Source organism: Snodgrassella sp. CFCC 13594, assembly GCF_001590725.1.
Taxonomy (GTDB): Bacteria; Pseudomonadota; Gammaproteobacteria; order Burkholderiales; family Neisseriaceae; genus Snodgrassella.
On the sequence record NZ_LQXR01000003.1, the window covers coordinates 125,565 to 150,644 of the forward strand.

General features: G+C 46.9%; 19 protein-coding genes and 1 pseudogene. 12 read left to right on the forward strand and 8 right to left on the reverse strand.

All coding sequences use genetic code 11. The features are described 5' to 3' along the window. Window positions 1–28: 28 nt before the first annotated feature. Window positions 29–1,501 (reverse strand): TrkH family potassium uptake protein, encoded by a 1,473-nt coding sequence (locus tag A2F46_RS03600; RefSeq protein WP_066566785.1) that lies wholly within the window; start codon window positions 1,499–1,501, stop codon window positions 29–31. A gap of 31 nt (window positions 1,502–1,532) precedes the next feature. Then, entirely contained in the window at window positions 1,533–2,930 is a 1,398-nt protein-coding gene (gene trkA / locus A2F46_RS03605; RefSeq protein ID WP_066566861.1) for a Trk system potassium transporter TrkA, read from the reverse strand. Window positions 2,931–3,202: 272 nt separating this feature from the next. Between trkA and A2F46_RS03610 the strand changes: the two genes are divergently transcribed. From A2F46_RS03610 to A2F46_RS03625, 4 genes and pseudogenes are all read left to right on the forward strand, one after another. Further along, window positions 3,203–4,729, forward strand: coding sequence for a fumarate hydratase (locus tag A2F46_RS03610; protein ID WP_066566863.1), 1,527 nt, complete (start codon window positions 3,203–3,205; stop codon window positions 4,727–4,729). A 202-nt stretch (window positions 4,730–4,931) separates the two neighbouring features. After that, window positions 4,932–7,504 (forward strand): annotated as a pseudogene (clpB, locus tag A2F46_RS13340) (ATP-dependent chaperone ClpB). Window positions 7,505–7,569: 65 nt separating this feature from the next. Then, window positions 7,570–8,520 carry a ParB/Srx family N-terminal domain-containing protein gene (locus A2F46_RS03620; protein WP_066566788.1) on the forward strand — a complete coding sequence of 317 codons (951 nt, stop codon included), beginning with the start codon at window positions 7,570–7,572 and terminating at the stop codon, window positions 8,518–8,520. 33 nt (window positions 8,521–8,553) lie between these two features. After that, window positions 8,554–9,519, forward strand: coding sequence for a histone deacetylase family protein (locus A2F46_RS03625; RefSeq protein WP_066566790.1), 966 nt, complete (start codon window positions 8,554–8,556; stop codon window positions 9,517–9,519). Window positions 9,520–10,047: 528 nt separating this feature from the next. Here A2F46_RS03625 and infA read toward each other — a convergent pair. The 5 genes from infA to rlmB form a co-directional block, all read right to left on the reverse strand. Continuing rightward, window positions 10,048–10,314, reverse strand: coding sequence for a translation initiation factor IF-1 (infA, locus tag A2F46_RS03630; RefSeq protein WP_066566793.1), 267 nt, complete (start codon window positions 10,312–10,314; stop codon window positions 10,048–10,050). Window positions 10,315–11,210: 896 nt separating this feature from the next. Continuing rightward, on the reverse strand, window positions 11,211–12,170 hold the full coding sequence (locus A2F46_RS03640; protein ID WP_066566799.1) for an SPFH domain-containing protein: 960 nt from the start codon (window positions 12,168–12,170) through the stop codon (window positions 11,211–11,213). A gap of 11 nt (window positions 12,171–12,181) precedes the next feature. After that, window positions 12,182–12,520 (reverse strand): NfeD family protein, encoded by a 339-nt coding sequence (locus tag A2F46_RS03645; RefSeq protein WP_369796307.1) that lies wholly within the window; start codon window positions 12,518–12,520, stop codon window positions 12,182–12,184. Beyond that, window positions 12,484–12,627, reverse strand: a complete 144-nt coding sequence (locus tag A2F46_RS12270) for an NfeD family protein (RefSeq protein WP_156471545.1) — start codon at window positions 12,625–12,627, stop codon at window positions 12,484–12,486. The genes A2F46_RS03645 and A2F46_RS12270 overlap by 37 nt, the downstream gene beginning before the upstream one ends. Window positions 12,628–12,730: 103 nt before the next feature. Then, complete coding sequence (gene rlmB / locus A2F46_RS03650) at window positions 12,731–13,471, reverse strand: 23S rRNA (guanosine(2251)-2'-O)-methyltransferase RlmB (RefSeq protein WP_066566805.1); 741 nt, start codon at window positions 13,469–13,471, stop codon at window positions 12,731–12,733. A gap of 150 nt (window positions 13,472–13,621) precedes the next feature. On the opposite strand from rlmB, the gene A2F46_RS03655 reads away from it, so the two are divergent. The 6 genes from A2F46_RS03655 to A2F46_RS03680 are packed head-to-tail and all read left to right on the forward strand — an operon-like array spanning window position 13,622 to window position 20,606. Further along, window positions 13,622–14,398 (forward strand): RDD family protein, encoded by a 777-nt coding sequence (locus A2F46_RS03655; protein ID WP_066566810.1) that lies wholly within the window; start codon window positions 13,622–13,624, stop codon window positions 14,396–14,398. Continuing rightward, entirely contained in the window at window positions 14,395–15,381 is a 987-nt protein-coding gene (locus A2F46_RS03660; protein ID WP_066566812.1) for a stage II sporulation protein M, read from the forward strand. The genes A2F46_RS03655 and A2F46_RS03660 overlap by 4 nt, the downstream gene beginning before the upstream one ends. After that, window positions 15,371–16,885, forward strand: a complete 1,515-nt coding sequence (locus A2F46_RS03665) for a DUF4129 domain-containing protein (RefSeq protein ID WP_066566813.1) — start codon at window positions 15,371–15,373, stop codon at window positions 16,883–16,885. The genes A2F46_RS03660 and A2F46_RS03665 overlap by 11 nt, the downstream gene beginning before the upstream one ends. Beyond that, window positions 16,882–18,276 carry a DUF4350 domain-containing protein gene (locus tag A2F46_RS03670; protein WP_066566816.1) on the forward strand — a complete coding sequence of 465 codons (1,395 nt, stop codon included), beginning with the start codon at window positions 16,882–16,884 and terminating at the stop codon, window positions 18,274–18,276. The genes A2F46_RS03665 and A2F46_RS03670 overlap by 4 nt, the downstream gene beginning before the upstream one ends. A gap of 2 nt (window positions 18,277–18,278) precedes the next feature. Further along, window positions 18,279–19,262 carry a MoxR family ATPase gene (locus A2F46_RS03675; RefSeq protein ID WP_066566822.1) on the forward strand — a complete coding sequence of 328 codons (984 nt, stop codon included), beginning with the start codon at window positions 18,279–18,281 and terminating at the stop codon, window positions 19,260–19,262. Between the two features lie 6 nt (window positions 19,263–19,268). Beyond that, window positions 19,269–20,606, forward strand: coding sequence for a DUF58 domain-containing protein (locus tag A2F46_RS03680; RefSeq protein ID WP_066566825.1), 1,338 nt, complete (start codon window positions 19,269–19,271; stop codon window positions 20,604–20,606). A gap of 179 nt (window positions 20,607–20,785) precedes the next feature. Here A2F46_RS03680 and A2F46_RS03685 read toward each other — a convergent pair whose 3' ends face one another. After that, the gene (locus tag A2F46_RS03685; protein WP_066566828.1) at window positions 20,786–22,381 is read right to left on the reverse strand and encodes an AMP-binding protein; all 1,596 of its coding nucleotides are present in this window, start codon (window positions 22,379–22,381) and stop codon (window positions 20,786–20,788) included. A 154-nt stretch (window positions 22,382–22,535) separates the two neighbouring features. Here A2F46_RS03685 and A2F46_RS03690 point away from each other — a divergent pair, with 154 nt between their 5' ends. Continuing rightward, on the forward strand, window positions 22,536–23,117 hold the full coding sequence (locus tag A2F46_RS03690) for a GNAT family N-acetyltransferase (protein ID WP_066566830.1): 582 nt from the start codon (window positions 22,536–22,538) through the stop codon (window positions 23,115–23,117). A 48-nt stretch (window positions 23,118–23,165) separates the two neighbouring features. Beyond that, window positions 23,166–25,080: hypothetical protein (locus A2F46_RS03695; protein ID WP_197457548.1), on the forward strand; the 1,915-nt coding region annotated here is incomplete at its 3' end.

Consider the following 25,080-nt stretch of genomic DNA (forward strand, 5'->3'; position numbering starts at 1 on the left):
GGTTTTCCTTATGTACAGCGTACGACATTTATTTACGCCAATAGGCAGGCGTGAACAAGATAAAGACCGTAAAAATTTCCAAGCGCCCGAGCAGCATCACAGCAATACACAGCCATTTTTGGACATCATTGAGCTGAGCATAATTGCCGGAAGGGCCTACTGAACCCAAGCCCGGTCCTGCGTTGGTGATGCAGGCGATGACGGCCGTGAGTGAAGACATGAAATCCAAGCCGCTAATCATCATCATAAAGGTGAATGAGACCACTGTCATGAAATAAACAAATACAAATGCCAAAACCGTCAGCGCCATGCGCTCGGGAATGTTATTGCCATTCACTTTGACGGTGCGCACGGCATTGGGGTGGAGCATCAACATCATTTCACGCAAACTGAACTTAAACAACACGATGGCGCGGATGGTTTTGATGCCGCCGCCGGTGGATCCTGCATTGGCCAATATGTTGGCCAGAAAAAACAACCATAGTGAGGCAATTAGTGGCCATTTGGCAAAATCGGTATTGGCATACCCATTGGCCAAACCAATAGAAATGATATTGAAACCAGCATAACGCAGGGCATCAGCGAAATTATAAAAATTTTTCCACCACAAATACACGCTGACCCAAGCAATACTAAACAGCAACAAACAAAATAACACGCGCACTTCTTCATCACGCCAATAATGCTTCAAGCTGCGATTGCGGAAGGCATAAAAATGATTGGTGAAGTTAATGGCCCCCAAAATGGTGGCAATGCTCAAAATAATTTCAATGGGCACTGAATTGAAATAGGCGATGCTGTTATCGTGCGTGGAAAATCCGCCCAAAGAAAATGCAGATAAAGCATGGCACAATGCATCGAACCAACTCATGCCGGCCAAGCGCAAGGCTATGAACGTGAGCAGGGTGAAAAACAAGTAAATCAGCCATAAATTTTTGGCGGTTTCAGAAATGCGCGGCGCCATTTTACTGTCTTTGTTGATGCCCGGCATTTCAGCTTTGAAGAGCTGTGTGCCGCCCACGCCCAACATTGGCATGATGGCCACTGCCAATACAATAATACCCATGCCGCCCAACCAATTGAGCATGCTGCGCCAGAAATTGAGAGATGGGGCCAGTGTATCCAAGCTGGTAATAACAGTGGCGCCAGTGGTGGTGAGGCCGGACACAGCTTCAAAATAGGCATCGGTAAAACTCATGCCAGGAATATACAAATACAACGGCAAGGCCGCCATTAAGGCAAACCCTACCCACAATAAAAACACCAATGTGAAGCCATCCCGTGGCCGCAGTTCACGGTTGTATCGTGCCGTAACCAACCAGACTATGGCTGACACCACAATGGTGATGATGGCGGTGTCGGCAAAAGCATAAAAGACATCGTCTAAAAACAAATACGACACCAAGGTTGGGGCCAGCAACATCAGCGAAAATAGAAAACCGGTTTTCGCTAAAACATGGATAATTGGGGCAATTTTGTAGGCTATGCGACTGTTTTTCATGATGAGACAATCTTTCTGGCTTCAGGCAGCCTCAACCGAAAAAGCCCAGTTTTACTTGCACCAGTTTTTCCAATTCTTGCACCACACGGCGGCGTGCTACAAAGAAAATAATGTGGTCGCCATCGGCTAGAATAACATCGTGGTGGGCCATGATGACTTCATCGCCGCGCACCACTGCGGCAAAATAACAGCCATTGGGCAATTTGATCTCATCAGGCGTACGCCCAACCATTTTGGAGGTGTGTTTGTCGCCGTGGATCACCACTTCGATGGCCTCAGATGCACCGCGGCGCAACGCGTGGACAGCCACCACATCACCGAGTCGAACATGCGCCAAAATTGAGCCGATGGTAATCAAATGAGGTGAAATCACGATATCAATGGCGTTGCCTTCGAGTAAATCGACATAGCTTGAGCGATTCACAATGGCCATTACTCGTTTGGCACCCAAATTTTTGGCCAGCATGCCTGACATGATGTTGTCTTCATCGTCATTGGTGAGTGCACAGAAAACGTCAATTTCATCAATGTATTCGCTATCAAGGAGACCTTCATCGGTGGCGCTGCCTTTGAGCACCAACGCATTATTGAGGTTTTCAGCCAGCCATTCGGCCCGTTTGTGGTTGAATTCGATGATTTTGATGTCGAAACGGCTTTCCAGTTGTTTGGCCACGCGATAGCCAATGTTGCCACCGCCAGCAATCATCACCCTTCGCGTGCGTTGGGCATTGGGCCTCAATTCGCGCATGATGGTGTCGGTATGTTCGGTGGGCACCAGAATAAACACTTCATCGCCTTCAATCAGTACGGTGCTGGGCGTGGGTACAATTAGGCGATTATTGCGATAAATGGCACAAATTTGGCAATCTACCTGCTCGGGCAGGTGATTGTGAATGTCGCCTAAAGGATTGCCCACCAGCAAACCGCCTTTCTGTGCGCGGATGACCACCATTCTGGCTTTGTCATCGGCAAAGCTCAATACCTGTAAAGCACTGGTGTGTTTGAGTAGATTCACAATCTGTTCGGTGACCAATTGCTCAGGACTGATGGATTCAGTGATGTCAAACAAATCCAAACTGGATGGGTATTCGTCGTGTTCGGTGGTGAATTCCAAATATTCGCTGCGGCGGACTCGAGCAATGCGTCCTGGGGTGTTAAACAATACATTGGCCATGCGGCAGGCCACCATGTTGGTTTCGTCACTGCGGGTAACAGCCAAGATTAAATCCGCATCGGGTGCACCAGCTTGTTGTAGCGTCACAGGAGAGGCTGCATTGCCTTGAACGGTTTGAATGTCGAGCTTGGCTTTGAGTTTGCCTAAAGCTGAATCATCCACGTCAATGACGGTGATGTCATTATTGGGGGTCATGGCCAAAGTACTGGCAATGGTCGAACCCACTTGGCCGCAGCCGAGTATCAATATTTTCACGAGATAAAAGCACAATAATGGTTTGGCCATTATTGTATAGCGAGTTGGTACGCCATGCCAAAGGCGTTTCCGTTTTCAGGCAACCTCGTGGCGCTGATGGGTTGGGTTGACACAAATGATCAAGCTACCTAAACCAAACCCATGCTTAGCCTGACTCAAAACTATTCAATGATCCGAAAAAATCGGTAGAATAACCGCGCGATATGCAGCACGCCAAAACACAAAATCGACAATCACAAGTCGATAACAATCATGAATACTTAGGAACCACCATGACCGTGATTAAGCAAGAAGACTTTATTCAAAGCATCGCCGATGCTTTTCAGTTTATCAGTTATTATCACCCCAAAGACTATATTCAGGCGTTAACTCGAGCGTGGGAAAAAGAGGAAAACCCAGCAGCCAAAGATGCGATGACGCAGATTTTGGTCAACAGCCGCATGTGTGCCGAAGGGCATCGTCCTATTTGCCAAGATACCGGCATTGCCACCGTGTTTTTGAAAGTGGGGATGGACGTGCAATGGGATGCTGAATTGAGTGTACAAGATATGGTCAATGAAGGGGTGCGCCGCGCCTACACCAATCCCGAAAATACTTTGCGTGCTTCAGTTTTGGCGGATCCCGCTGGTAAACGTCAAAATACCAAAGACAATACGCCTGCGGTGGTGCATATGGAAATTGTTAAGGGCGATAAACTGGCCGTGACGTGTGCAGCTAAAGGTGGCGGCTCTGAAAACAAATCCAAGTTGGTGATGCTGAATCCTTCGGATTCAATTGTCGATTGGGTATTGAAAACCGTGCCCACTATGGGGGCTGGCTGGTGTCCACCGGGTATTTTGGGTATTGGCATTGGTGGCACGCCGGAAAAAGCTGCACTGTTGGCCAAAGAATCGCTGATGAGTCATGTTGATATTCATGAGTTGCAGGACAAAGCCCAATCTGGGGCCGAATTAAACACGGTAGAAAAGCTGCGCTTGGAATTGTATGAGAAGGTCAATGCTCTGGGGATTGGTGCCCAAGGTTTGGGCGGGTTGACCACGGTATTGGATGTGAAAATTCTTGATTACCCAACTCATGCAGCATCTAAGCCGGTTGCGATGATTCCCAATTGTGCTGCTACACGCCACGTCGAATTTGAATTAGATGGCTCAGGTCCGGTTGAATTGCAGGCGCCAAGCTTGGAAGATTGGCCAGACATTACCTACAGCCCAGACAATGGACGTCGGGTGAATTTGGATACACTCACTAAAGCCGATGTTGCCGATTGGAAAATAGGCGATGTATTGCTCTTAAACGGCAAAATATATACAGGCCGGGATGCAGCACACAAACGCATGGTGGACATGTTGAATCGTGGCGAACAGCTGCCGGTGGACTTTACCAATAAATTGATTTATTACGTAGGCCCTGTTGATCCTGTTGGGGATGAAGTGGTTGGTCCCGCTGGCCCCACCACGGCTACGCGCATGGATAAATTTACACGACAGATGCTTGAGCAAACTGGTTTATTGGGCATGATCGGTAAATCAGAGCGTGGGGCAGCTGCGTGTGAAGCGATAGCAGACAATCATGCGGTGTATTTGATGGCGGTGGGCGGTTCGGCTTATTTGGTGTCCAAGGCCATTAAGAAAGCGCGTGTGGTGGCTTTTGCTGAATTGGGGATGGAAGCCATCTATGAGTTTGAGGTAAAGGACATGCCGGTGACGGTAGCCGTCGATAGTCAAGGTAAGTCGGTGCATGCCATTGCGCCTAAGCAGTGGCAGGCGAGAATTGGCCTGATTCCAGTGATGGCTGAATAATAAATACAGCAAAATCCAGATTAAAAAATTTTCAGGCAGCCCAAACATGAGTTTGGGCTATTTTTTGTTGCTTCATTGTGTTTTTTATAGTGCTTAATAGGTGCTTATTTGAGCCGATCAAATTTTGTGCTTTGGCGCCCTTGACATTTTTTCGCTTACGCCCATATATCTTATCAATTAACCAGAATAAAGGATGAGTCTTATGCGATTTGACAAATTGACCGCCAAATTTCAACAAGCTTTGCAAGATGGACAAAGTATGGCGCTGGCTCAAGATGCAGGCTATTTGGAAGCCGTGCATGTGTTAAAAGCATTATTGGATGACAATGATAGTGGAACAGCTGCATTGCTGGCGCACGCTGGCATCAATGTTGCTCAGGTCAAACAGGGCATTCAAGCCGCCATTCAAGCTCTGCCTAAGGTATCCGGGCAAGGCGGAGAAATTCTACCAAGCACAGAATTACAGCATATTTTGAATTTAATGGACAAAGCAGCGGCAAAGCGTGGTGATAGCTATATTGCCAGTGAATTGTTTTTGTTGGCTGCGGTGCAAGAAAACGGCAAAACTGGCGCTATTTTGAAACAAGCGGGCGCCACTGAGCTTGGATTGAATACGGCGATTGATGCCGTAAGAGGAGGCGCTAGCGTGGATAATCCCAATGCCGAAGATCAGCGTGAAGCGCTGAAAAAATACACCACCGATTTAACCGAACGCGCCCGCAATGGTAAGCTTGACCCAGTGATTGGTCGTGATGACGAAATCCGTCGTGCCATTTTGGTGCTGGAACGACGCACCAAAAATAATCCTGTCCTGATTGGTGAACCCGGTGTGGGGAAAACCGCCATTGTAGAAGGTTTGGCGCAACGCATGGTCAATGGTGAGGTACCGGACTCGCTGAAAAACAAACGGTTGTTGGTGTTGGATTTGGCCGGATTGATTGCGGGCGCTAAATTTCGAGGTGAGTTTGAAGAACGCTTGAAATCGGTGTTAAGCGATTTAGCTAAAGATGATGGCAATACGCTGATTTTTATTGATGAAATTCACACGCTGGTGGGTGCTGGTAAAGCCGATGGTGCGATGGATGCGGGTAATATGCTCAAACCCGCATTGGCTCGGGGCGAATTACACTGTATTGGTGCCACCACTTTGGATGAATACCGCCAGTACATTGAAAAAGATCCAGCACTGGAGCGCCGTTTCCAGAAGGTCTTGGTGAATGAGCCTTCAGTTGAGGATACCATTGCTATTTTGCGTGGCTTGCAAGAACGTTATGAAATATACCATGGTGTGGAAATCACCGATCCGGCAATTGTGGCCGCAGCTGAATTGTCTAATCGCTACATCACGGACCGTTTTTTACCCGATAAAGCCATTGACTTGGTGGATGAAGCAGCATCTTTAATTAAGGTGGAAAGCCAATCAATGCCGGAAAGCATGGATAAGCTCAAACGCCGCGAAATTCAATTGGAAATCGAACGCGCGTCGTTGTCGAAAGAAACTGATGAGCCAGCAAGAAGCGTTTGGCGTTGTTGGATGAAGAGTTGGATAACGTAAAACGTGAATTTGCCAATTTGGAAGAAATTTGGAAAGCTGAGCGTGCTAAGGCACAAGGCAGCGTGGCCATCAAGGAACAGATAGACCAACTTAAGGTGAAAATGGCGGCGCTACAGCGCGAAGGTAAATGGGAAGATTTGGCCAAGCTGCAATATGAAGAGTTGCCTAAATTAGAGGCCCAGCTTCAGGCAGCCGACAGCAATCAAGGCGATGCTCAACCCAATAAGCTGTTGCGTACCAAAGTGGGCTCTGAAGAAATTGCTGAAATCGTATCCCGCATGACTGGTATTCCTGTGACCAAAATGATGGAAGGCGAGCGCGAAAAGTTGCTGAAAATTGAAGATGTGTTGCATAACCGCGTAGTTGGGCAAGACGAAGCGGTGCGCGCCGTGGCTGATGCCATCCGACGCTCGCGTGCTGGGTTAGCCGATCCCAATAAACCTTATGGTAGCTTTTTGTTTCTGGGCCCAACGGGTGTGGGCAAAACTGAGTTGTGCAAGACCTTGGCCAGCTTTTTGTTTGATAGCGAAGACCATCTAATTCGTATCGATATGTCAGAATTCATGGAAAAACATTCGGTGGCACGATTGATTGGTGCGCCTCCAGGCTATGTAGGCTATGAAGAAGGCGGTTATTTAACGGAACAAGTTCGGCGCAAACCTTATAGCGTGATTTTGTTGGATGAGGTTGAAAAAGCGCATCCAGACGTGTTTAATATTTTGTTGCAAGTATTGGATGATGGCCGTTTAACCGACGGGCAAGGGCGTACGGTAGACTTCAAAAATACAGTGATTGTGATGACGTCGAATATGGGCAGTCAGCACATCCAAGACATGGCCGCAGATGATTATGAAGCCATCAAGGCTGTGGTTATGGAAGACGTGAAACAGCATTTCCGTCCCGAACTGATCAATCGTATTGACGAAGTGGTGGTATTCCACAGCTTAAATCAAGCCAATATCCGCGCGATTGCCAATATTCAGTTGCACAGTCTGCGTAAACGCTTGGAAAGCATGGATTTGCATTTGCAGGTTGATGAAGCAGCACTGGATGCTATTGCCCAAGCTGGTTTCGACCCCGTTTATGGCGCGCGTCCTTTGAAACGAGCAATCCAAACCGAAATAGAAAATCCATTGGCGAAAAGATTGTTGGCTGGTGGCTATGCGCCGGATAGCACCATTATGGTGACGGTTAAGGACGGCCATTTGGCCTTTGAATAAATTGGCATGATGTTTTGCGATAAAAAACGGGCGATAATCATCGTCCGTTTTTATGGGGATGAGAGATGAAGCGAGTCAATCAATATAGTGCCAGCTTGCTGGCATTCTTGTGTTGTTTTTCCACGGCGATTCAGGCCGTGGAAACCATTGCCACCGTCGATATAGCGCAATTACGGCCAACACAAATGAGCTTGGGATTTGATGAAGTTAGGTTGAATGCACAGCAATATCGACTGCATCCTCAGAAAATGTTTGAAGATTATTGTCAAGACAATGGGGGCGGCAAGCTTCTGCATGCAGGTTCAAAGGCCAGTTTGACAGATCCTGCATCGTTTTCTTGTCAACAGCCTATGGGTACGCGAGTTAATGACATCAAATCCGCCGTATTGGCACCCGATGGGCATTATTATCTAACCGATGGCCATCATTCGGTGAGTGCTTATCGAGCAATTTATACCCAAGCTGGTGTTCCCATGCGTGTGCGTGTGACTCAAGATTTGCGCTACCTACCCAATATGTCTTCATTTTGGCAATACCTTCAACAACACCATCTAAGCTGGCTGCCTGAAAAAAAAATGATGCCTAATACATTGCCGACACACATAGGCATGGCAGATTTGAATAATGATGTTTATCGTTCGGTGGTTTACTTTTTACGTAAAGTAGCCTATCAGCGTCCCCATAATCCGCCTCCGTTTTTGGAGTTTTATTTGGCCGATTGGCTGCGCCAGCACCTACCCGTACCAGACGAGATGACATGCCATTCAGAGTCATACAAGATGTATGTGCAACAAGCTGCTTTGGTGCTAACTCAAGCTGATAAACAACAAGCCAGCAGCCAACGACCCGGCGCACCATCTCTGGCACAATTGGGGGTTTATGATCAAGTGAACCAAGTGCAGCTAAACAAACTATTAGCAAAACACGGTAAACTGGATCGTTTGTTTCAATTGCCTGATCAGCGTGAAAACGGATGTTGCGGCACAACAATACATTCGGCATGCTCAGGCTTATAATTTAAAAAAATAACCATCCTGCGGAGAAATGGCATGTTTGATTGGTTCGGCACCCACAATACCAGCAGCGGTATGACGGCTTTTGTTACCCATTCGGCTTGCTTTGGCCACAATATGGGTGAAGGGCATCCCGAAGCCCCCGAGCGTATTGCCGCCATTAAAGACAGATTGATGGCAGCTCAATTGATGGATTATTTGCAAGAAGTGGATGCCGATGAGGTCACAGAAGTGCAACTGGCAAGGGTGCATCCGCCGCGCCACATCCGTTATTTAGAATCGGTGTCACCGCACGTGGGCACCTTTCGGGTGGATACGGATACCGCCATGAACAGTGGCACACTCACCGCTGCTCGTTATTCTGCAGGAGCAGTAGTGAAGGCGGTGAATTTGGTGATGGCGGGTAAGGCACCCAATGCATTTTGCGCCATCCGTCCCCCTGGTCATCATGCGGAAAGCGAAAAAGCCATGGGGTTCTGTTTCTTCAATAATGTCGCAATCGGCGCCATGCATGCCATTGCCGAATATCGATTGAAGCGGGTGGCCATCATTGATTTTGATGTGCACCATGGCAATGGCACTGAAGAAATTTTTAAAGACGATGATCGGGTGATGTTGTGCTCCAGTTTCCAGCATCCTTTTTTTCCTTATTGCGGCGATAAACCCATCGGTAGTAATCCCCATATTGTGAACGTCCCGATGCCATCAGGTACCCGCGGTGATGCATTTCGCAATATGGTCGACAATGAATGGATGCCACGCTTACATGAGTTTCAGCCAGAACTGGTGTTGATTTGTGCGGGCTTTGATGCGCATTTGGAAGACGATATGGGGAATTTTGGTTTGGTGGAAGCTGATTACGCATGGATAACCGAGCGCATTATGCAGATTGCACAGCTTTATTGCCGGGGTCGTATCGTATCGGTTTTAGAAGGTGGTTATGATTTGTCATCTTTGGCTCGCAGCGTGGCCAGCCACATTAAAGTACTGGCCATGGTGTGATCAATATTGATATGGATTCGATCAAATAGGCTGCCTGAATGATGTTCAGGCAGCCTATTTATCAAGAGAAACCAATTCAATTCATAAAAAACGGCACATTGAGTCGGCAGTTGTTTGTCTGCGTTTTTGTGTATTGTTTTTGCGTATTTTGGTGTTGGGTTTACTGCTGTGTAAGGCAAAGCTGCGATGATCTATTGCTTGGTTTGGGCTGGCTTATGTGAAATTTTTAGCGTAAAGCATCAATTTGTAGTGCATTCGATAAATATGCCTGCATCGCGTGAAACCGCATTATTATATTGTTTGCGGGGCGGGCTGCACCGATAAAAAAAGCCACCTGAGGTACAGGTGGCGAAGCAAAGGGACGAATCATAAAAAGTAATCATCAATGCGATGGCTGATCGCCTTGATGTCACCATTGTGTCTTGATATCGTGACAAACTAATGACAGTAAACAAAAAAGCCGCCGATGGCGGCGGTAAGCAACCTATAGCGATCCGAAATGCAGAACCAGTAGGTTGCTGATGATCATTATTTTTTGCGAAAGGTTGGACGATTAATTCGTGTGGGCGATTGACCCGTGGCATGCCGAAAATTAATTCGCCCTTTGGTTAAATCGTAAGGTGATAATTCAACAGTCACTTTATCGCCCGCCGCAATGCGAATCCGGTGCTTGAGCATTTTGCCTGACGTGTAAGCAATAATTTCATGCCCATTGTCTAATGTGACCATAAATCTCATTTCGGGCAAAATATCTTTTACTGTACCCTCTAATTCTAACAATTCTTCTTTTGCCATTCTTATCCTAAATTGGGTTAGTTACTTTCTTGATTTTGTTGTGCTTTTTTCATTGCACGGTAGGTATTGAGTCTACGTCGATGTTGCATCGCTTGTCCTTTCTTATGATGATGCTGTTTTTATATTCTGTGGATCAAGCAGAAGGTATGACAGACTGGTCGTAATCGACCGTATTGAAAACTATAAAGTACTGCATTATAGCATGTTTAAAGCAATAATTTTGTCAGATGAGGTAAAGATAAAAATGAAGCCACTTTGGAAGCGAAGAAACAGAAAAGTGATCAGACAAATCAAGTGATGGGGTTTGGTGGTCATTGCTTCGTTTGCAGAGTGGTGCCTGATGCGGCTTTGATGTGCGTCATCATTGCCAGAAATCATGGCTCTCAAACATGTTTACTTTGGTTATCGCTGATGGGTCAAGGGTGCATGGCTGTTCGGCTTGGATGACATCACAGCAAGGTTATCCCAGATTGAGGTATGGCATTGTAAGTGGATTGCGTCGTAGACCGATGATTAGATAGTGCGACGCATCTAAAGTGGTGCTAGGCGCAGACCTGTGTTGCAACATTTCATAATTAGCAGTTTTTCGAGTTATTTATCGGGTAAAGACTGGTTATGTGTCATTTAATGTTGGGAATTTACCCGCTAGAGGTTTGTTCGTCTGGCAAGTATGAAAACCTCGCAATTGGTTCTGTTTCGCATTTATGGTCTTGGTCTGGTAAGTAGCGACGGATAGGATGAGGTAGTTGCTTAAATTTATCCTATCTCATCGCTTAGTCACTGCACTGGAGTCAGCTTAAAACAGCATGTGGCCTTTTAATATAATAATTAGGCTGCCTGAATCTTCAGGCAGCCTACTTGAGTAGGTACTACTACAAAGGCATGATCAAAGGCGCCTATTTATTTGCATTGTTTCCTTTAACAATACTCATACCGGCACTCACCAAACTGCCGATATCGGCCACATTGGCAGGCATAATCAGGGTATTGCTTTCTTTAGCCAGTTTGCCAAAGGCATCCACGTATTGTTCGGCGACTTTTAAATTGACAGCTTCACTGCCACCGGGGGTGCGAATGGCTTCTGCCACCAAGTGGATGGCCTCCGCTGTGGCTTGGGCCACTAAGCGCATGGCCTCTGCTTCACCTTGTGCGCGATTAATTTGCGCTACTCTTTCGCCATCGGATTCATTGATGGCAGCCTGTGCCTCACCTTCAGATTTTTGAATTTCGGCTTCACGTTGGCCGGAAGCCAAATTGATTTGCTCTTGCCGCAAGCCTTCTGATTGGGCAATGCGGGCACGTTTTTCACGTTCGGCTGTGATTTGGGCCTGCATAGACCGTAGTATCTCTTGAGGGGGAACCAAATCTTTGATTTCATAACGTAAGACTTTTACCCCCCAAGAAATAGCGGCTTCGTCCAATGCAGCCACTACTGTGCGGTTGATGTCGTCACGCTCCTCAAATGTTTTGTCTAGTTCCATGCGACCGATGACGGAACGCAAGGTAGTTTGAGCAAGCTGAGTGATGGCAACAACAAAATTGCTGGAGCCATAGGAGGCCAGCATCGGATCCGTGACCTGAAAATAAATAATGCCGTCGACCGTGAGTTGGGTATTGTCACGGGTAATGCAGACTTGGCTTGGCACATCCAAAGGAATTTCCTTCAGCGTGTGTTTATAAGCCACTTTATCCATCACCGGCACAATAAAACGCAAGCCTGGCGTCAGCGTTTTGTAATAGCGACCCCAGCGTTCAACAATATAAGCTTCTTGCTGAGGGACAACTTTAAAGGCCATCAAACCAAATACGACAATGGCCAAAAAAATCAAAATGGGCAGGCTGAACAATAATTCCATCAATCAGTCTCCTAGTAAGGATTAAGGGTGGGGTTGAGAAAGAGGAGGGCACTGATGAGCAAAATATTGCCTTCTTTACCATCTATGCGAGCACTGTCGCCAATATGAGCAGGATAATCAGGCTCTTGAAAACGTGCTTGCCATTGAGTGCCACGGTAACGTACCAGCCACAAATTGCCAGGCAGAGACGATTCCACCACCACCAATTGTTGGTGATCAGGGTCGTCGGCCACGTTGTGGCCAAAATGTTGGCGGTGGCGTTTTTGCCACCGGCGCACCAATATTATGCCCATAATGGAAAACAGTGAGGCAATCAGGCATTGACGCCCAATGAAGTACCCAATAGCCATTGTGCTAATCCAGCGCTGATAAACGAGGCACTGACCACCAGTAGATAAAACGTCCCCATCAGCATCTCAGCCACAAACAACAATACGGCGGCGATGAACCAATACATTAATCGTCTCCTTATTTATGAATAATCTGGTTTGGGCAATGGCGCACTGGGTTGATTTCAGGCAACCAATTCAAGCTTGGCCATGATTATGTTGAAGTAGAAATTATTTTGCGCTGTGCTGGCGTTGGGTTTCACTCAATACCATGCCTGCACTGACGGAAACATTTAAGCTTTCAACAGTGCCAAACATCGGGATAGACACCAAAGTATCACACAATTCACGTGTTAAGCGGCGCATGCCTGTCCCTTCTGCGCCCATCACCCAAGCCATGGCCTGCGGAGCATCGAAATGATACAAGTCGGTATCGCCATCCATATCGGTGCCGACAATCCAAATGTCGCGTTGCTTTAATTCGCGCAAAGTGCGCGCCAAATTGGTGACGGTAATATAAGGTACGGTTTCTGCTGCCCCGCAAGCCACTTTGCTGACCGTTGCATTCAGTCCGGCACTTTTGTCTTTGGGTGCAATCACTGCATGTACACCCATGGCATCCGCCACGCGTAAACAAGCCCCCAAATTATGAGGATCGGTGATGCCGTCTAAAATCAGCAGCAATGGCGGCTCATTCAGGTTTTCCAAGACGTCATCCAAATCAACATAGTTTTTAGAGGCATCAATAAAGCCCACTACGCCTTGATGACGCGCATGTTTGCTCAATGCATCCAAACGGGCCATGTCCACGGTCACCACGCGCACCTGTTCTGCTTCTGCTTTGGACAACACTTCGCGCATGCGTGCATCGGTTTTCCCCGCCAATACATACAATTCGATAAGGCTGCCTGGGTTTTGCCACAAACGAGCATTGATGGCATGGAAACCGATAATGAGGCGTTGGTTGGACATGAGTGAACCTATGAATAAACAATGTGGGTAATTATAACGGCAATTGCCGCTCTTTGCCTTGATGTTGACCAATCTGGTTGTAACACGAGCACTTTTCAGGCACAGTGTGTCCACTTATACGCATGCCGTTTGCTTAATGCTCACTCAAACATGACCCATCCTTCCCATACCGCTATCGCCAATGCAACCCTAATGGATACCTTGCTATCGGTACCGACGGCAGAATCCATTGATGTGGTGTTGCGCCCAGCCAATGTATTTGCGCGCAGCCGTGCTTTTATGGTGGATGCGCTGATTAGACTGGTGTGGTTGGTGGTATCTAATTTATTGTTGCTGCTGCTTTTGCCATTTCTGAATAAAGGCTGGATTATCGGCATTGGCATGGTGAATGTTTTTGCAATCATGTGGCTTTATCCAGTGTTGTTTGAGGTGTTTGCTCATGGCCAAACCCCGGGGAAAAAATTATTTGGTTTGCGTGTCATGGCCGATAATGGCACGCCGATAGGATGGTCTGCTTCTTTACTGCGTAATTTGTTGCGCTTGGTTGATGCTTTGCCAGTATTTTATGGCGCTGGCATGATTTGTATGCTGCTGCACCCACAAGGCAAACGTGTAGGCGATATGCTGGCGGGCAGTGTGGTGGTTTATGTGCCATTGAAACAAGGGAAAACCGACTGGTCATCATTGTCTGCCATTGTGCCGCAAGCGCCTCCAGCCAAACTCACTCGCGAAGAGCAACAGGCTATTTTGGCTTATGCTGAACGCCAAATATATTTGCCCCGTATTCGCCGGCAGGAGCTGGCCAACTTATGCGTACAGGCGCTATGTGGTCATACTGCACCTGCCACTGATGCCGTTACGCTGGTATTGTCGTGGGCGAAATATATTTTGGGTAGTCAATTGGATTCAATACGGACGAAGCCATGAAACAAGGTGCATTCGAAAACCAATATCAATCTTTGTGGCAGGCATATGAGCAAAATTTGGTGGCGTTCGAACAGCAAACCAAACGGCGCCACTTGCCATTGACCCAAGCACAGGATTTGCTCAGCCATTATGGTGATGTTTGTCAGCACTTGGCTTTGGCACAACAGCGTCAATATTCTGCTGGTTTGGTGGCTTATTTGCAGCAATTGGCTGCACGCGGCCACAGCCAGATTTATCGTTATCCTGCACGCACTTGGTGGCAGCGACTGCTGGCTTTTGTGCGCAGTGGGTTGCCTGAAGCCGTGCGCAGAGAAAAAAAAGTGGTGTGCTGGGCGCATGTGCTGTTTTATGGGCCATTTTTATTGGCCATGTTGGTGGTCATAATACAACCCGACTGGCTGGCGAAATTGGCGGGTGCTGATGTTGGTGCGCAGGCCGCATCCAGCTACCAGCAAATGGCCGACGATTATGCCCAAGGGGTGAATCGTCCTTTTTGGCAAAATCCGGCCATGTTTGGCTTTTATGTGTTTAATAACATTGGGATTGCGTTTCAAAGTTTTGCCAGTGGCTTGTTACTGGGTATTGGAACTGTGTACACGACGGTATATAACGGTTTATTGATTGGCGGTGTCATGGGCTATATGGCGCATCAGCCATCCGGTTTGGCTTTTTTTTCTTTTGTGGGTGCACATGGTGCATTTGAGCTGACGGGCTTGGTGCTGGCGGCAGCGGGAGGTTTGCGCTTAGGTCTGGCGGTACTGATGCCCGGAGAGTTACCTCGGTATCTGGCTTTGAAGCAGCAAGGTGCCCGTGCTGCTGTGCTGATGGGTGGTGCTTTTTTACTGCTGGTGGTGGCAGCCTTGATTGAGGGTTTTTGGTCGCCATTGACCAGCATCCCGATGGTGTTGAAATTTGTAGTGGGTGGTGCCTTGTGGATATGGGTATATGCCTATTTATTGCTGGCAGGGCATCATGGATCTTAATCAAAGCCGAGTCCGTTTTCGTGATCGCAATGCGTGGGAGAGCATGGATATTGGCTTGCGTTTGTTTGCTGAGCGTAAGTGGACTTATTGTGGTGTGTGGCTGATTCTGAGCTTGCCGCTGTGGACATTGATGGGTGCGCTTTTCTGGCGCTCGCCTTGGTGGGCCGGCTTACTGATGTGGTGGATGAAGCCTTTATTTGAAGCACCTATGCTGGCTTTGTTGGCGCGCCAGTATTTTGCCCCATTACCTGATTTTGGTGCGTGTTTGCGCATCAGTTGGAGGGCATTATGGCGCAAGCGTTTGTGGGGCGATTTATCTTGGCGCCGTTTTGATATAACCCGCTCATTAACCTTGCCCATTGTGGTATTGGAAGGGCTAACCAAGCGTGATCTAGCATCACGCCGTACAGAATTAAGCCGTTATGCTGGTGGCGCCTGTAGCTGGCTTACTTTTCTAGGCCTACATCTCGAATGGATACTCACGTATGGATTCTTGATATTGCTGTTTTGGCTATGGCAAGGGAATCCGGTGCAGGATGCATTGGTGCAACCAGCGTCGATGTCGCAGGTGGGGAAAAGTTTGTGGCAAGGCATATCTTTGCTGATCACCGGCCAAAACAGTTGGCTTTATCATATATATAACTTGGCTTACGCTTTGGTTTTGGCAGCATGGGCGCCGATGTATGTGGCGGCTGGCTTTGGCGCGTATTTGAATGCCCGCACCAAGGCTGAAGCTTGGGATGTGCGCTTGCGCTTTGAGCGCTTAGCCAAGCGTTTGGGTCATGCAGTGTGGGTGGCGGGTGTGCTGGTGTTATTGATGTTGGGCGGTATTCCCGAACCCGCTCATGCTGAACGCCTACCAGATGTCCAAACCATACAACAACAACGCCAACATGTTTTCAGGCAACCGCCTTTTGCACACATCGATACCCAGAATCGTTATTGTTGGCGTGCGTGTGGCCGCCAACATGCGCAGTTGCCGCAACCTGACTCATCTTCAATCAACCCGATGCCAGGGCTACGGTTCGTTTTGTGGGTTGCAGCGATATTGTTGTTGGGGGTGGTGGCGGTGCTGTTGGTTAGATGGTTTAAAGCCAGTCGATTGACAGCCAAGAGTCATCAGGAAAAGGCGGACATGGTGTTGCCAGAAACGGTGTTTGGTCTTGATTTGTCGGCAGAAAATTTGCCACGTGATGTGGTGGGTCAGGCTCGCCTGCAATTTGCCACTCAGCCACGAGAAGCCGTGGGCTTATTGTATCGAGCCAGTTTACGAGCGTTGCATCAGTCATTTCATGTGCCACTTGCTGATAGTGATACTGAATACGAAGTTCTGGGCCGTGTGCGCAATCTACAATCAGGTGCTGTGGTTGGATATTGGCAACAGCTCACCCAACTGTGGATCGCCATTGCCTATGCGCATCGACAGCCTGATCGGATGCAATCGGATTTCGATCATGTATGCCAGCAATACACGCAACTTTTGCATCAAGGACGTCGCCGATGAATGTCTTGATGCGATATAAATGGCTTTGTTTGTTACTGGGCTTGGTGGTGGTAATGCTGTTTGTGGTTTCAGCTAATGTGCATAAAGAGAGCCGCCAGCGCTGGGTGGACAATACAGGCTGGCGAACGGTGGTGGATGGCCAGTTGTATGGTCTACAGCAGTGGTATCAGCATACGCAAGCCAATACGCCGCTAAAAACGTATCGACAGTGGACAGCAATGACTGACGATAAAAAATCATTCACTCAAGTGGGGCAATTGCTGTTTGTGGAAAACAGCACCGCCGCTGATGCGGCGACTTATCAAGCTTTGTTACGCTGGGTGGCTCGGGGCAATCATGTGGTGCTGCCCATGCCTTTGCTGTTTGCCCATGAGCAGGCGCAAGACGGTGAGAAAAATACCCAAAAAAATCAAGGAATTGATGAGTCCGAATTTAAGCAATGGCTGTGGCATAATTGGCGGGTGCAATGGGTCAAACAGGCACAGCGTAATATGATGGCGGATGACATCAAATCCGCTGCAGCCCAAGCTTGTCAATCAGATTGGCAGGGTAGTATGCAAGCCCGCATTCAGGTGGGAGATGCACCGCTGCCACTCGATGTTGCGGAACAATTGAATTGCAACAAGGCATTTAATCAAATTGTGCTGCCTGAGGGCGCCGCTTTGGCATGGGTCGATTCTGCTCCATCTTCATTTCAATGGGCGCCCAATGCGCCGGTGATATGGGCCGGTAATGGGTATTCAGGCAGCCATATTGTGCGTGTGGCTTATGGCCGTGGCAGTGTGGTTTTGTTGAGTAGTATCCAACCGTTGTCTAACCCTGATGTGCCTAACCATATTTCAGCAGGCTTAGATCGTTTTGATCATGCTTATTTGGCTGATTATTTGGCACAGGACAAATCAAGAATTGTGCTATTGCGTTATTTGGGCGTCATGCCCAAGCAAACGGATGCGCCGGCATGGTGGCGTTTGTGGCTGGCACAGCCGGTATTGATGCAGGTTCTTTTGGTCGGCGTGCTGTTGTTACTGTGGTTTTTGGCTCAACGTGTGGGTGCCATCCACCGCCAACCGCATGCAGATACGCCTGATTGGACACATTATTTAGATATGCAGGGGCGATTTTTGGGACACCATGGCAGTCGCCGGGATGCTGTGGCAGAAATGCAGACGGCATTGTGGCAACAATGGCAACGACGGTGGCCTGATTGGTCACGCATAGATGCCAATACCAAAATTGCGCGATTGCAGCACGCATACGAGTCGGCAACACGACAACATGTTTTACGTTGGTTGGCACCGGTGGCTGAAGTGGTATCGGAGCAAGATTGGTTGCGTTATGTACAAGCCCATCAATGCTTTCAGGCAACCAACAACAATAACCAAAAGGATTAGACATGCAGAGCCATGAATCAAATCGTCAAGGTGTGCTTCAGGCAGCCAAAGTGGCCCAATATTTGCGCACCCGTTTGAATCAGGTGGTGATTGGACAAGCCAAAACTGTGGATGCCGTGCTCACGGCTTTTTTAGCAGGTGGTCATGTGTTGTTGGAAGGCGTGCCTGGTGTGGGTAAAACGTTATTGGTGCGTGCGTTGGCGCAAACGTTTTCGGGGACATTCAAACGCATTCAATTTACCCCCGATCTGATGCCAGCCGACGTGACCGGCCATTACCGATTTGATGCGCGCGCACAAGATTTTGTGCTGCGCCAAGGCCCTGTGTTTACTCATTTGTTGTTGGCCGATGAAATCAATCGTGCCCCTGCTAAAACACAAGCGGCCTTGTTGGAAGTCATGCAAGAGCGGGCCGTCACTTTGGATGGCATGACGCATATGCTGGATTTGCCTTTTATGGTGTTGGCCACCCAGAATCCCATTGAGCAGGAAGGTACTTATCCTTTACCCGAGGCACAGCTAGACCGGTTTATGTTTAAGATCAACATGGATTACCCCAGTGCCGCAGACGAAGTGCGTTTGGTGAAAGCTGTGGTGGGCAGTCAAGATGGGGATGTGTTGCAAGCAGATGCGCCAAAGCATGTGTTTCAGGCAGCTCAAATTGTGCAGTTGCAAAAATGGGTGAGCAGAGTGGCTGTCGATGAGGCACTGATTGATTATGCTGTACGGTTGGTGGCTGCCAGTCGTCAGTCTGTTTCTTTAGCGGTGGGAGCAGGGCCGAGGGCCAGTATTACGCTGGTGTCCGCTGCGCGAGCGTATGCTTTGCTGAATGAGCGTGATTTCGTATTGCCTGATGATATTAAGGCGGTCTGCTTGCCCACGTTGCGTCATCGCGTGGTGTTGTCGACACAAATGGAAATGGATGGTGTGCGTATTGATGATGTTTTGCAGGATTTGTGTCAGTCTGTGGCAGTACCGCGAGTGTGAGTGACAATGGTGCCCATACTGAAACCCACTAAACGTTTATTATGGTTGTGGACAATGGTGTGTGCAGCAACGGCTGTATTATTGTTATGGCCGGGGCTGGATAATGCGTTGCTCCGATATGGTGTGATGGTGGTTGCTGGTTTTTTATTGGTGCTGGTGCTGGCTGATGCATTGCGTTCACCCAATCTGGGCCAAATTAACTGGCAACGGCAGTTGCCCAGCCAATTGATTCAAGGCCAACCGGCACGCATTACGTTAACGTTGCAGCTTGGGCAAAGTCCATACTGGCGGCGGTCTCGCCAATTGGTGGTGGTGGACCGATTCCCTGAATTTTGGTCGAGCGAGTCTGCATGCCAAACCGTACAAACACGGCCTGGTATGAAAATGCAAATAAGCTATGACGCCACACCACACCAACGCGGCTTGGCCGTATTTGGCGCAATAGAGTATTGGATTCCATCATTTTTGGGGTTTTGGCTCCAGCGCCATTGGTTTTCAGGCAGCCAGTCTATCAAGGTGCTACCTGATTTTTCTCGTATTCTGGGTGAGCAGTTTATTGGTTTACAAAAATGGTTGCAGTGGGTGGGTGCCAAGCCTATGCGTCATCAAGGCCAAGGCAGCACTTTTCATCAATTGCGAGAATACCGCGATGGCGATGACATTCGGCACATAGATTGGAAGGCCAGTGATCGACTCAACCGTATGGTGGTGCGCAGCTATGCGCAAGAGCAAGATCACCAAGTGGTTTTTCTGCTGGATTGTGGACGCAATATGCGCGCTCTCAGTGCGGGGTTTAGCCATTTTGACCATGCATTACAAGCCATGCTGATGCTTTCATATACGGCATTGAAACAAGGTGATGCCGTGGGTTTACACACCTTTGCCCATGATGAGCCAAGGCACGTGGCTCCGCGTAAAAATCTCATGCAGCTGGGCCATTTGGTGCAAGGTATTTATGACGTGATGCCGTCGTCCCACGCGCCAGATTGGGGTCAAGTCGTGGATGCTGTTTTGCACATGCAGCAAAGGCGCAGTTTGGTGGTGGTACTCACTCAATTGCAGGCCAGTGACGAAACTGAATTGACCCGGCAGCTCAAACGCTTACAAAATCGGCATCATGTGGTTTTGGCCAGTTTGTTACCGGCAGATCAAAATCATGTTTTGGTGCAGCCTGTGGCACACACGCAGCAAGCCGATCGTTATTTTGCGGCTTGGCGGCAGCAGCAGCAATTGGATAAATTGATACAGGTTTTGTCGGCGCAGAAGCTTGGTGTGGTTTATGCGTCCACACAAGCTTTAAGTAGCCGCTTGATTAATCGCTATTTGGCTTGGCGTATCCGCTAATTCGGGCGAATTCATGGGTTTTGCCTGCATCAATATTTTGTTGATAAAGTGTTGAGGAATCAGGCTTGAAAACCCACGCAAACCGAAAATAGTAGAGGTTGATTCAAAGTTGTTGTGGGATTGATTCAAATAATTGATTGAGTTAATTATTTGAATAATTTTTCAAAAAAACGCCTATTTCACTCATGGGTGCGCTGATGGTATGCCTCTAAAATTTTGGCCCTCACTAATTTTCCCGACGAAGTTCGTGCGATTTCGCTAGGATGAATCCAATCAATGGTGCAAGCAATACCAAATGAATTGGATATTTCCGCGATGATTTTTTGGCTGATTGCTTGCTTGGTCTCCATCAATGGAGCGGTTGCTAAAATCAGCAATGTATCTAGTTCTGTTTCTAAGTTGGGATGGCTAATGGCGATAATCTGGATACTATATTCACTACATATGGCCTTTAGCTGCCACTCTATGGCAGGCAAAGAAAAATTTTGACCATTGATGATTATGATGTCTTTAGCTCTTCCGAGAATAAATAAATGATTGTCTTTTAAAAAACCGATGTCGCCTGTTGGGATAACATGATTGTTCGTCAATGGATGTTGAGTTGGTTGAGTAGCCAAACTGGGTCCCTTAAGCAAGATTTCACCCACTTCTACGTCTTCAATTAAAGGCGCTTTCATACAGGGATGAATGGATAGCTCGAAATTGGATAAAACCATACCACTGGATACTATTTTTTCATTTTTGCCGTTAATATTGATTTCTATGGCGTAAGGATCATGGTTATCCGGGGTTAGGGAAACCGCCAAAGTTGCCTCCGCTAAACCATAGCTGGGTTTGAACGAGTTGAATTTAAAGCCTGTTGGTGCCATGGTTGCTGCAAATTTTTTCAAATTAGCCCAATGAACCATATCGGCTCCAATACCCGCAATGCGCAGATTGGATAAGTCTAAAGTTTGAATGGTGCGACAACGCAACATGGCGAGCATGTAGGCGAACTCTGGTGCATAAGTGATCGTGCTTTTTTGAGTGGACATCAATTCAAGCCATAAACTGGGTTTCCGCGCAAATGAGGATGGAGATATGTAATCAATACTGATGCCAGCAGCCAATGGTGCCAGCATGAACCCCAAAAATCCCATATCATGGTAAAAAGGCAGCCAAGAGAATGCCTTATCTTTGTCAGTGACACGAATACCCTCTGTTAATATTGCATTGATATTGGCATGAGCTGCTGCATGGGAAATATACAAGGGCTTAGGATGGGTTGTTGTGCCCGATGTAAACTGAATGTATGCAGGATAATTGTTAGTATCCTGATACGGTGTTGTTGTTGAATCTCTTCTTTCTGCGCTAAAGGCTGTAATGTTTTCGTAAGATGCAATGCTCAATGATGCAAATTCGGTTGAATGTGTTAAGGCTGACAATAATTTTTCTGGGCACACTAGAAAATCAACATTAGCTGAATTGACCATCTGTCTGATGGTTTTAATATATTTGTCGATCCCACCGTAGCTCAATTTAAACGGCAATATACAAGGGATAACCCCGATGATTTGACAAGCAAAAAATAAGCAGACGAATTCCTTTCGGGTTTCCGCAATTAAACCTAGAGTGTCACCTGCACATAGTTTGTATTTTGATTTCAGGCAACCCGCCATTGCCATTGCCAGCGCATGCAGCTCCTGATAAGTGCTGATTGATGTGGATTCGCCGTTGGTATTAAAAAATTGTATTATATTGTTGTTTTTCTTGTCTAAAATTTGTACAATATTCATTATGAATTAATATTCTTTTATTTTATGTTAATGAGGTTAGCAATTTAATTAAGATGGATTTTTATAAAAAAATAAACATAAAATAGCTAATAAATCAAAATTTTGAATTACCCACTCACAAAAAGCCAATATTAATATTAAGGGATCGTAAAAAATGCAACGTGGTGTGCCAATTCACCTTGAAACCAATGGGTTTTTAGTTAGAAGTTTGACACCAGCAGATGCTTCAGTCCGCTTGGTGCAATGGTTCCAAAGTCCGCAAATGACCAAGGGCTTAAATATACCAAATATAAAATTTGATTTGGAAAAACTGGCTCAATTTATTGCTGATTTTGATAACTTGACTAAATATTTAGTGGGTATATTCGATAAAAAAAATAACCTTTTGATCGGTTTTTATTCTTTGGATGTGAATTTGGTTCACCGTACCGGTAATATCACTGCAGCCATTACTGAATCTGATTACGAAGGCAGAAAAATTTTCTGGCTCACTATCGATGCTTTTTTAGATCATATTTTTCTCTATACTGTGATTGAGAAGGTGACTGCCCGAGTCTTATCTTGCAATAGACGCATGCTGTTTAATTTTATTAATAATCCAAGGTTTGTGTTAGAGGCGCGTTTGTATCAAGAGTGCGTAGCACTTACCGGTGGGCGAGTAGATGTATTGCTGTTTGTCACATTTAAAAACCAAAATTTATTGAAGTTTGCTGGCAAATCTATGTTAAATGCCTAAATATTAAAAATAATATAACTAAATAAATAGTGATAAGGAAATACAACAATGAAATTTCAAAAAGGGCAAATTTGTATTGCTGTTGGTATGGCTATCACGGCGATGCCTTCGGTGGCAGCTTCAACTTGGAACGGTTCAAATGGCTCTGACTATTTTAATCAGGCAAATTGGAGTGATGATGGCAATACTGCGACCTCAGGTAGTCGATATATTCTTGATGGGACAGCGAACGCAGCCTTAAATTCTGGTAACTCAGAGAGCATATCATTTTTGCAGGTTGGGGGAAGCAATCACTCTGCTACTCTTGATATAAGCAATACCAATGCTGATGGAAGCCTATCTGTCACAGATAAAAATAATGAGGGCAATGCAGTTTTAATTGGCGTGGGCGATAACGCGTATGGCAAGGTTACATTAAATCAACCGGGCGATATATCAAATTATGCTCCATTTTCTGTTGATATTTCAGGGGGCAGTTCGATTATTGGTTCTGGCAGTGGTAGCTATGGGGAGCTGAATATATTGAGTTCAGGGAAAAAAACCGAAAATCAATATATGGGGGGCCAAGCTGGGTGGAGTCAAAACTATGGTGGGGTTATTGGTGAAAATAATGGTACGGGCGTAGTCAATGTAGATGGAGGTTCAATTGCTTTTGGCACAATGCCCTCGGGGGGCGGTAGTGATCCCACGCTTTATTTAGGCAGTGGTACTGGAGGTACAGGTACCATTAATGTTCTTGGCGGGGGCAAACTTGCATACAATCCATATGATATGCCTGGCAGTGCAGGCGGGGTCATTTTGGGAAATGATGGTGGAATAGGCGTTTTGAATATTTCTGGGCTCAGCGCTGATGGTCAGGAGGTTAGCCGCGGTAAAATATCCGGTTCCTTGATCATTGGGCAAGGTGAAGGCAGTTCGGGGGCGATTAATATCACCGATAATGGTAGTTTAGTTTCTTCATGGAGTAATGATGATGGTAGTCAGCAAACTGCTCTGGGGATTAAGGGTGGCAATGGTACTGTTTCTGTATCTGGAGAACAGGCCAGATGGTTGGTTGGCGGTTATGTAGTTGGCTCTCCCAGTAACCCAAATGGTAATGGTATTTTAAATGTGGGCGCATCATCTGATGGTGGGCAAACAGGTATTGGGTCGGTGACTATTTCTAATCAAGGGCAATTGGTTGTCGGTTCCTTTTACTATTCCAGTTTTTATGATAGCAATACGGGTAAATCTTACCAGGGTGTTCTGAATGAAGATTCTATTGCCCCTTCTGGTAAGATACAACTCTCAAACCTCACAGACACAAATACCCAGGGTACGTTGAATATTGGTGGTGCTGAGCATGCTAGCGCCACGGCACCAGGTGAGGTGTTGGCTGATGAGGTCAATTTTGGTTCAGGCAATGCAGCCGTGGTTTTTAACCATACAGATACTTCTGGTGATTACCAATTTGATAAAGATTTTTCCTACTATTTGCCCGATATGAGTCAAGGCTCGATTGATTACGAGCAGTCAGATGATAATGGTATTTCTAGCAATCAGATCAAGCTTGATAAAAATACACAAACGGATCACATCAAATTGGTGAGCAGCACCGAAGGTAAAGGCACTATCAAACAATTATCGGGTGTCACAGTGCTAGGGCAAAACCAGACAGCATTTACCGGAGAGACCATCATTAATGGTGGGGCCTTGGTATTGCGCAATGGACAATTGGGTGGAACAGCCACCATTCAATCGAATCAGTCAGGTGTAGCTTATCTTGCTGTCGACGGTAATACTGCTGCATTTGAAGGCACAGTAAATATCAAAAATGGCAACAGTATATTGACTGGGAATGGAACCGTAGGCTCTGTTATTTCAACTAATGGCGGTACCATTTCACCTGGACTGAGTTTTGGTGATGATATGGGTACCTTAACCATAGCAGGTAACTATTCCGCCAATAATGCGCGATTGTTGG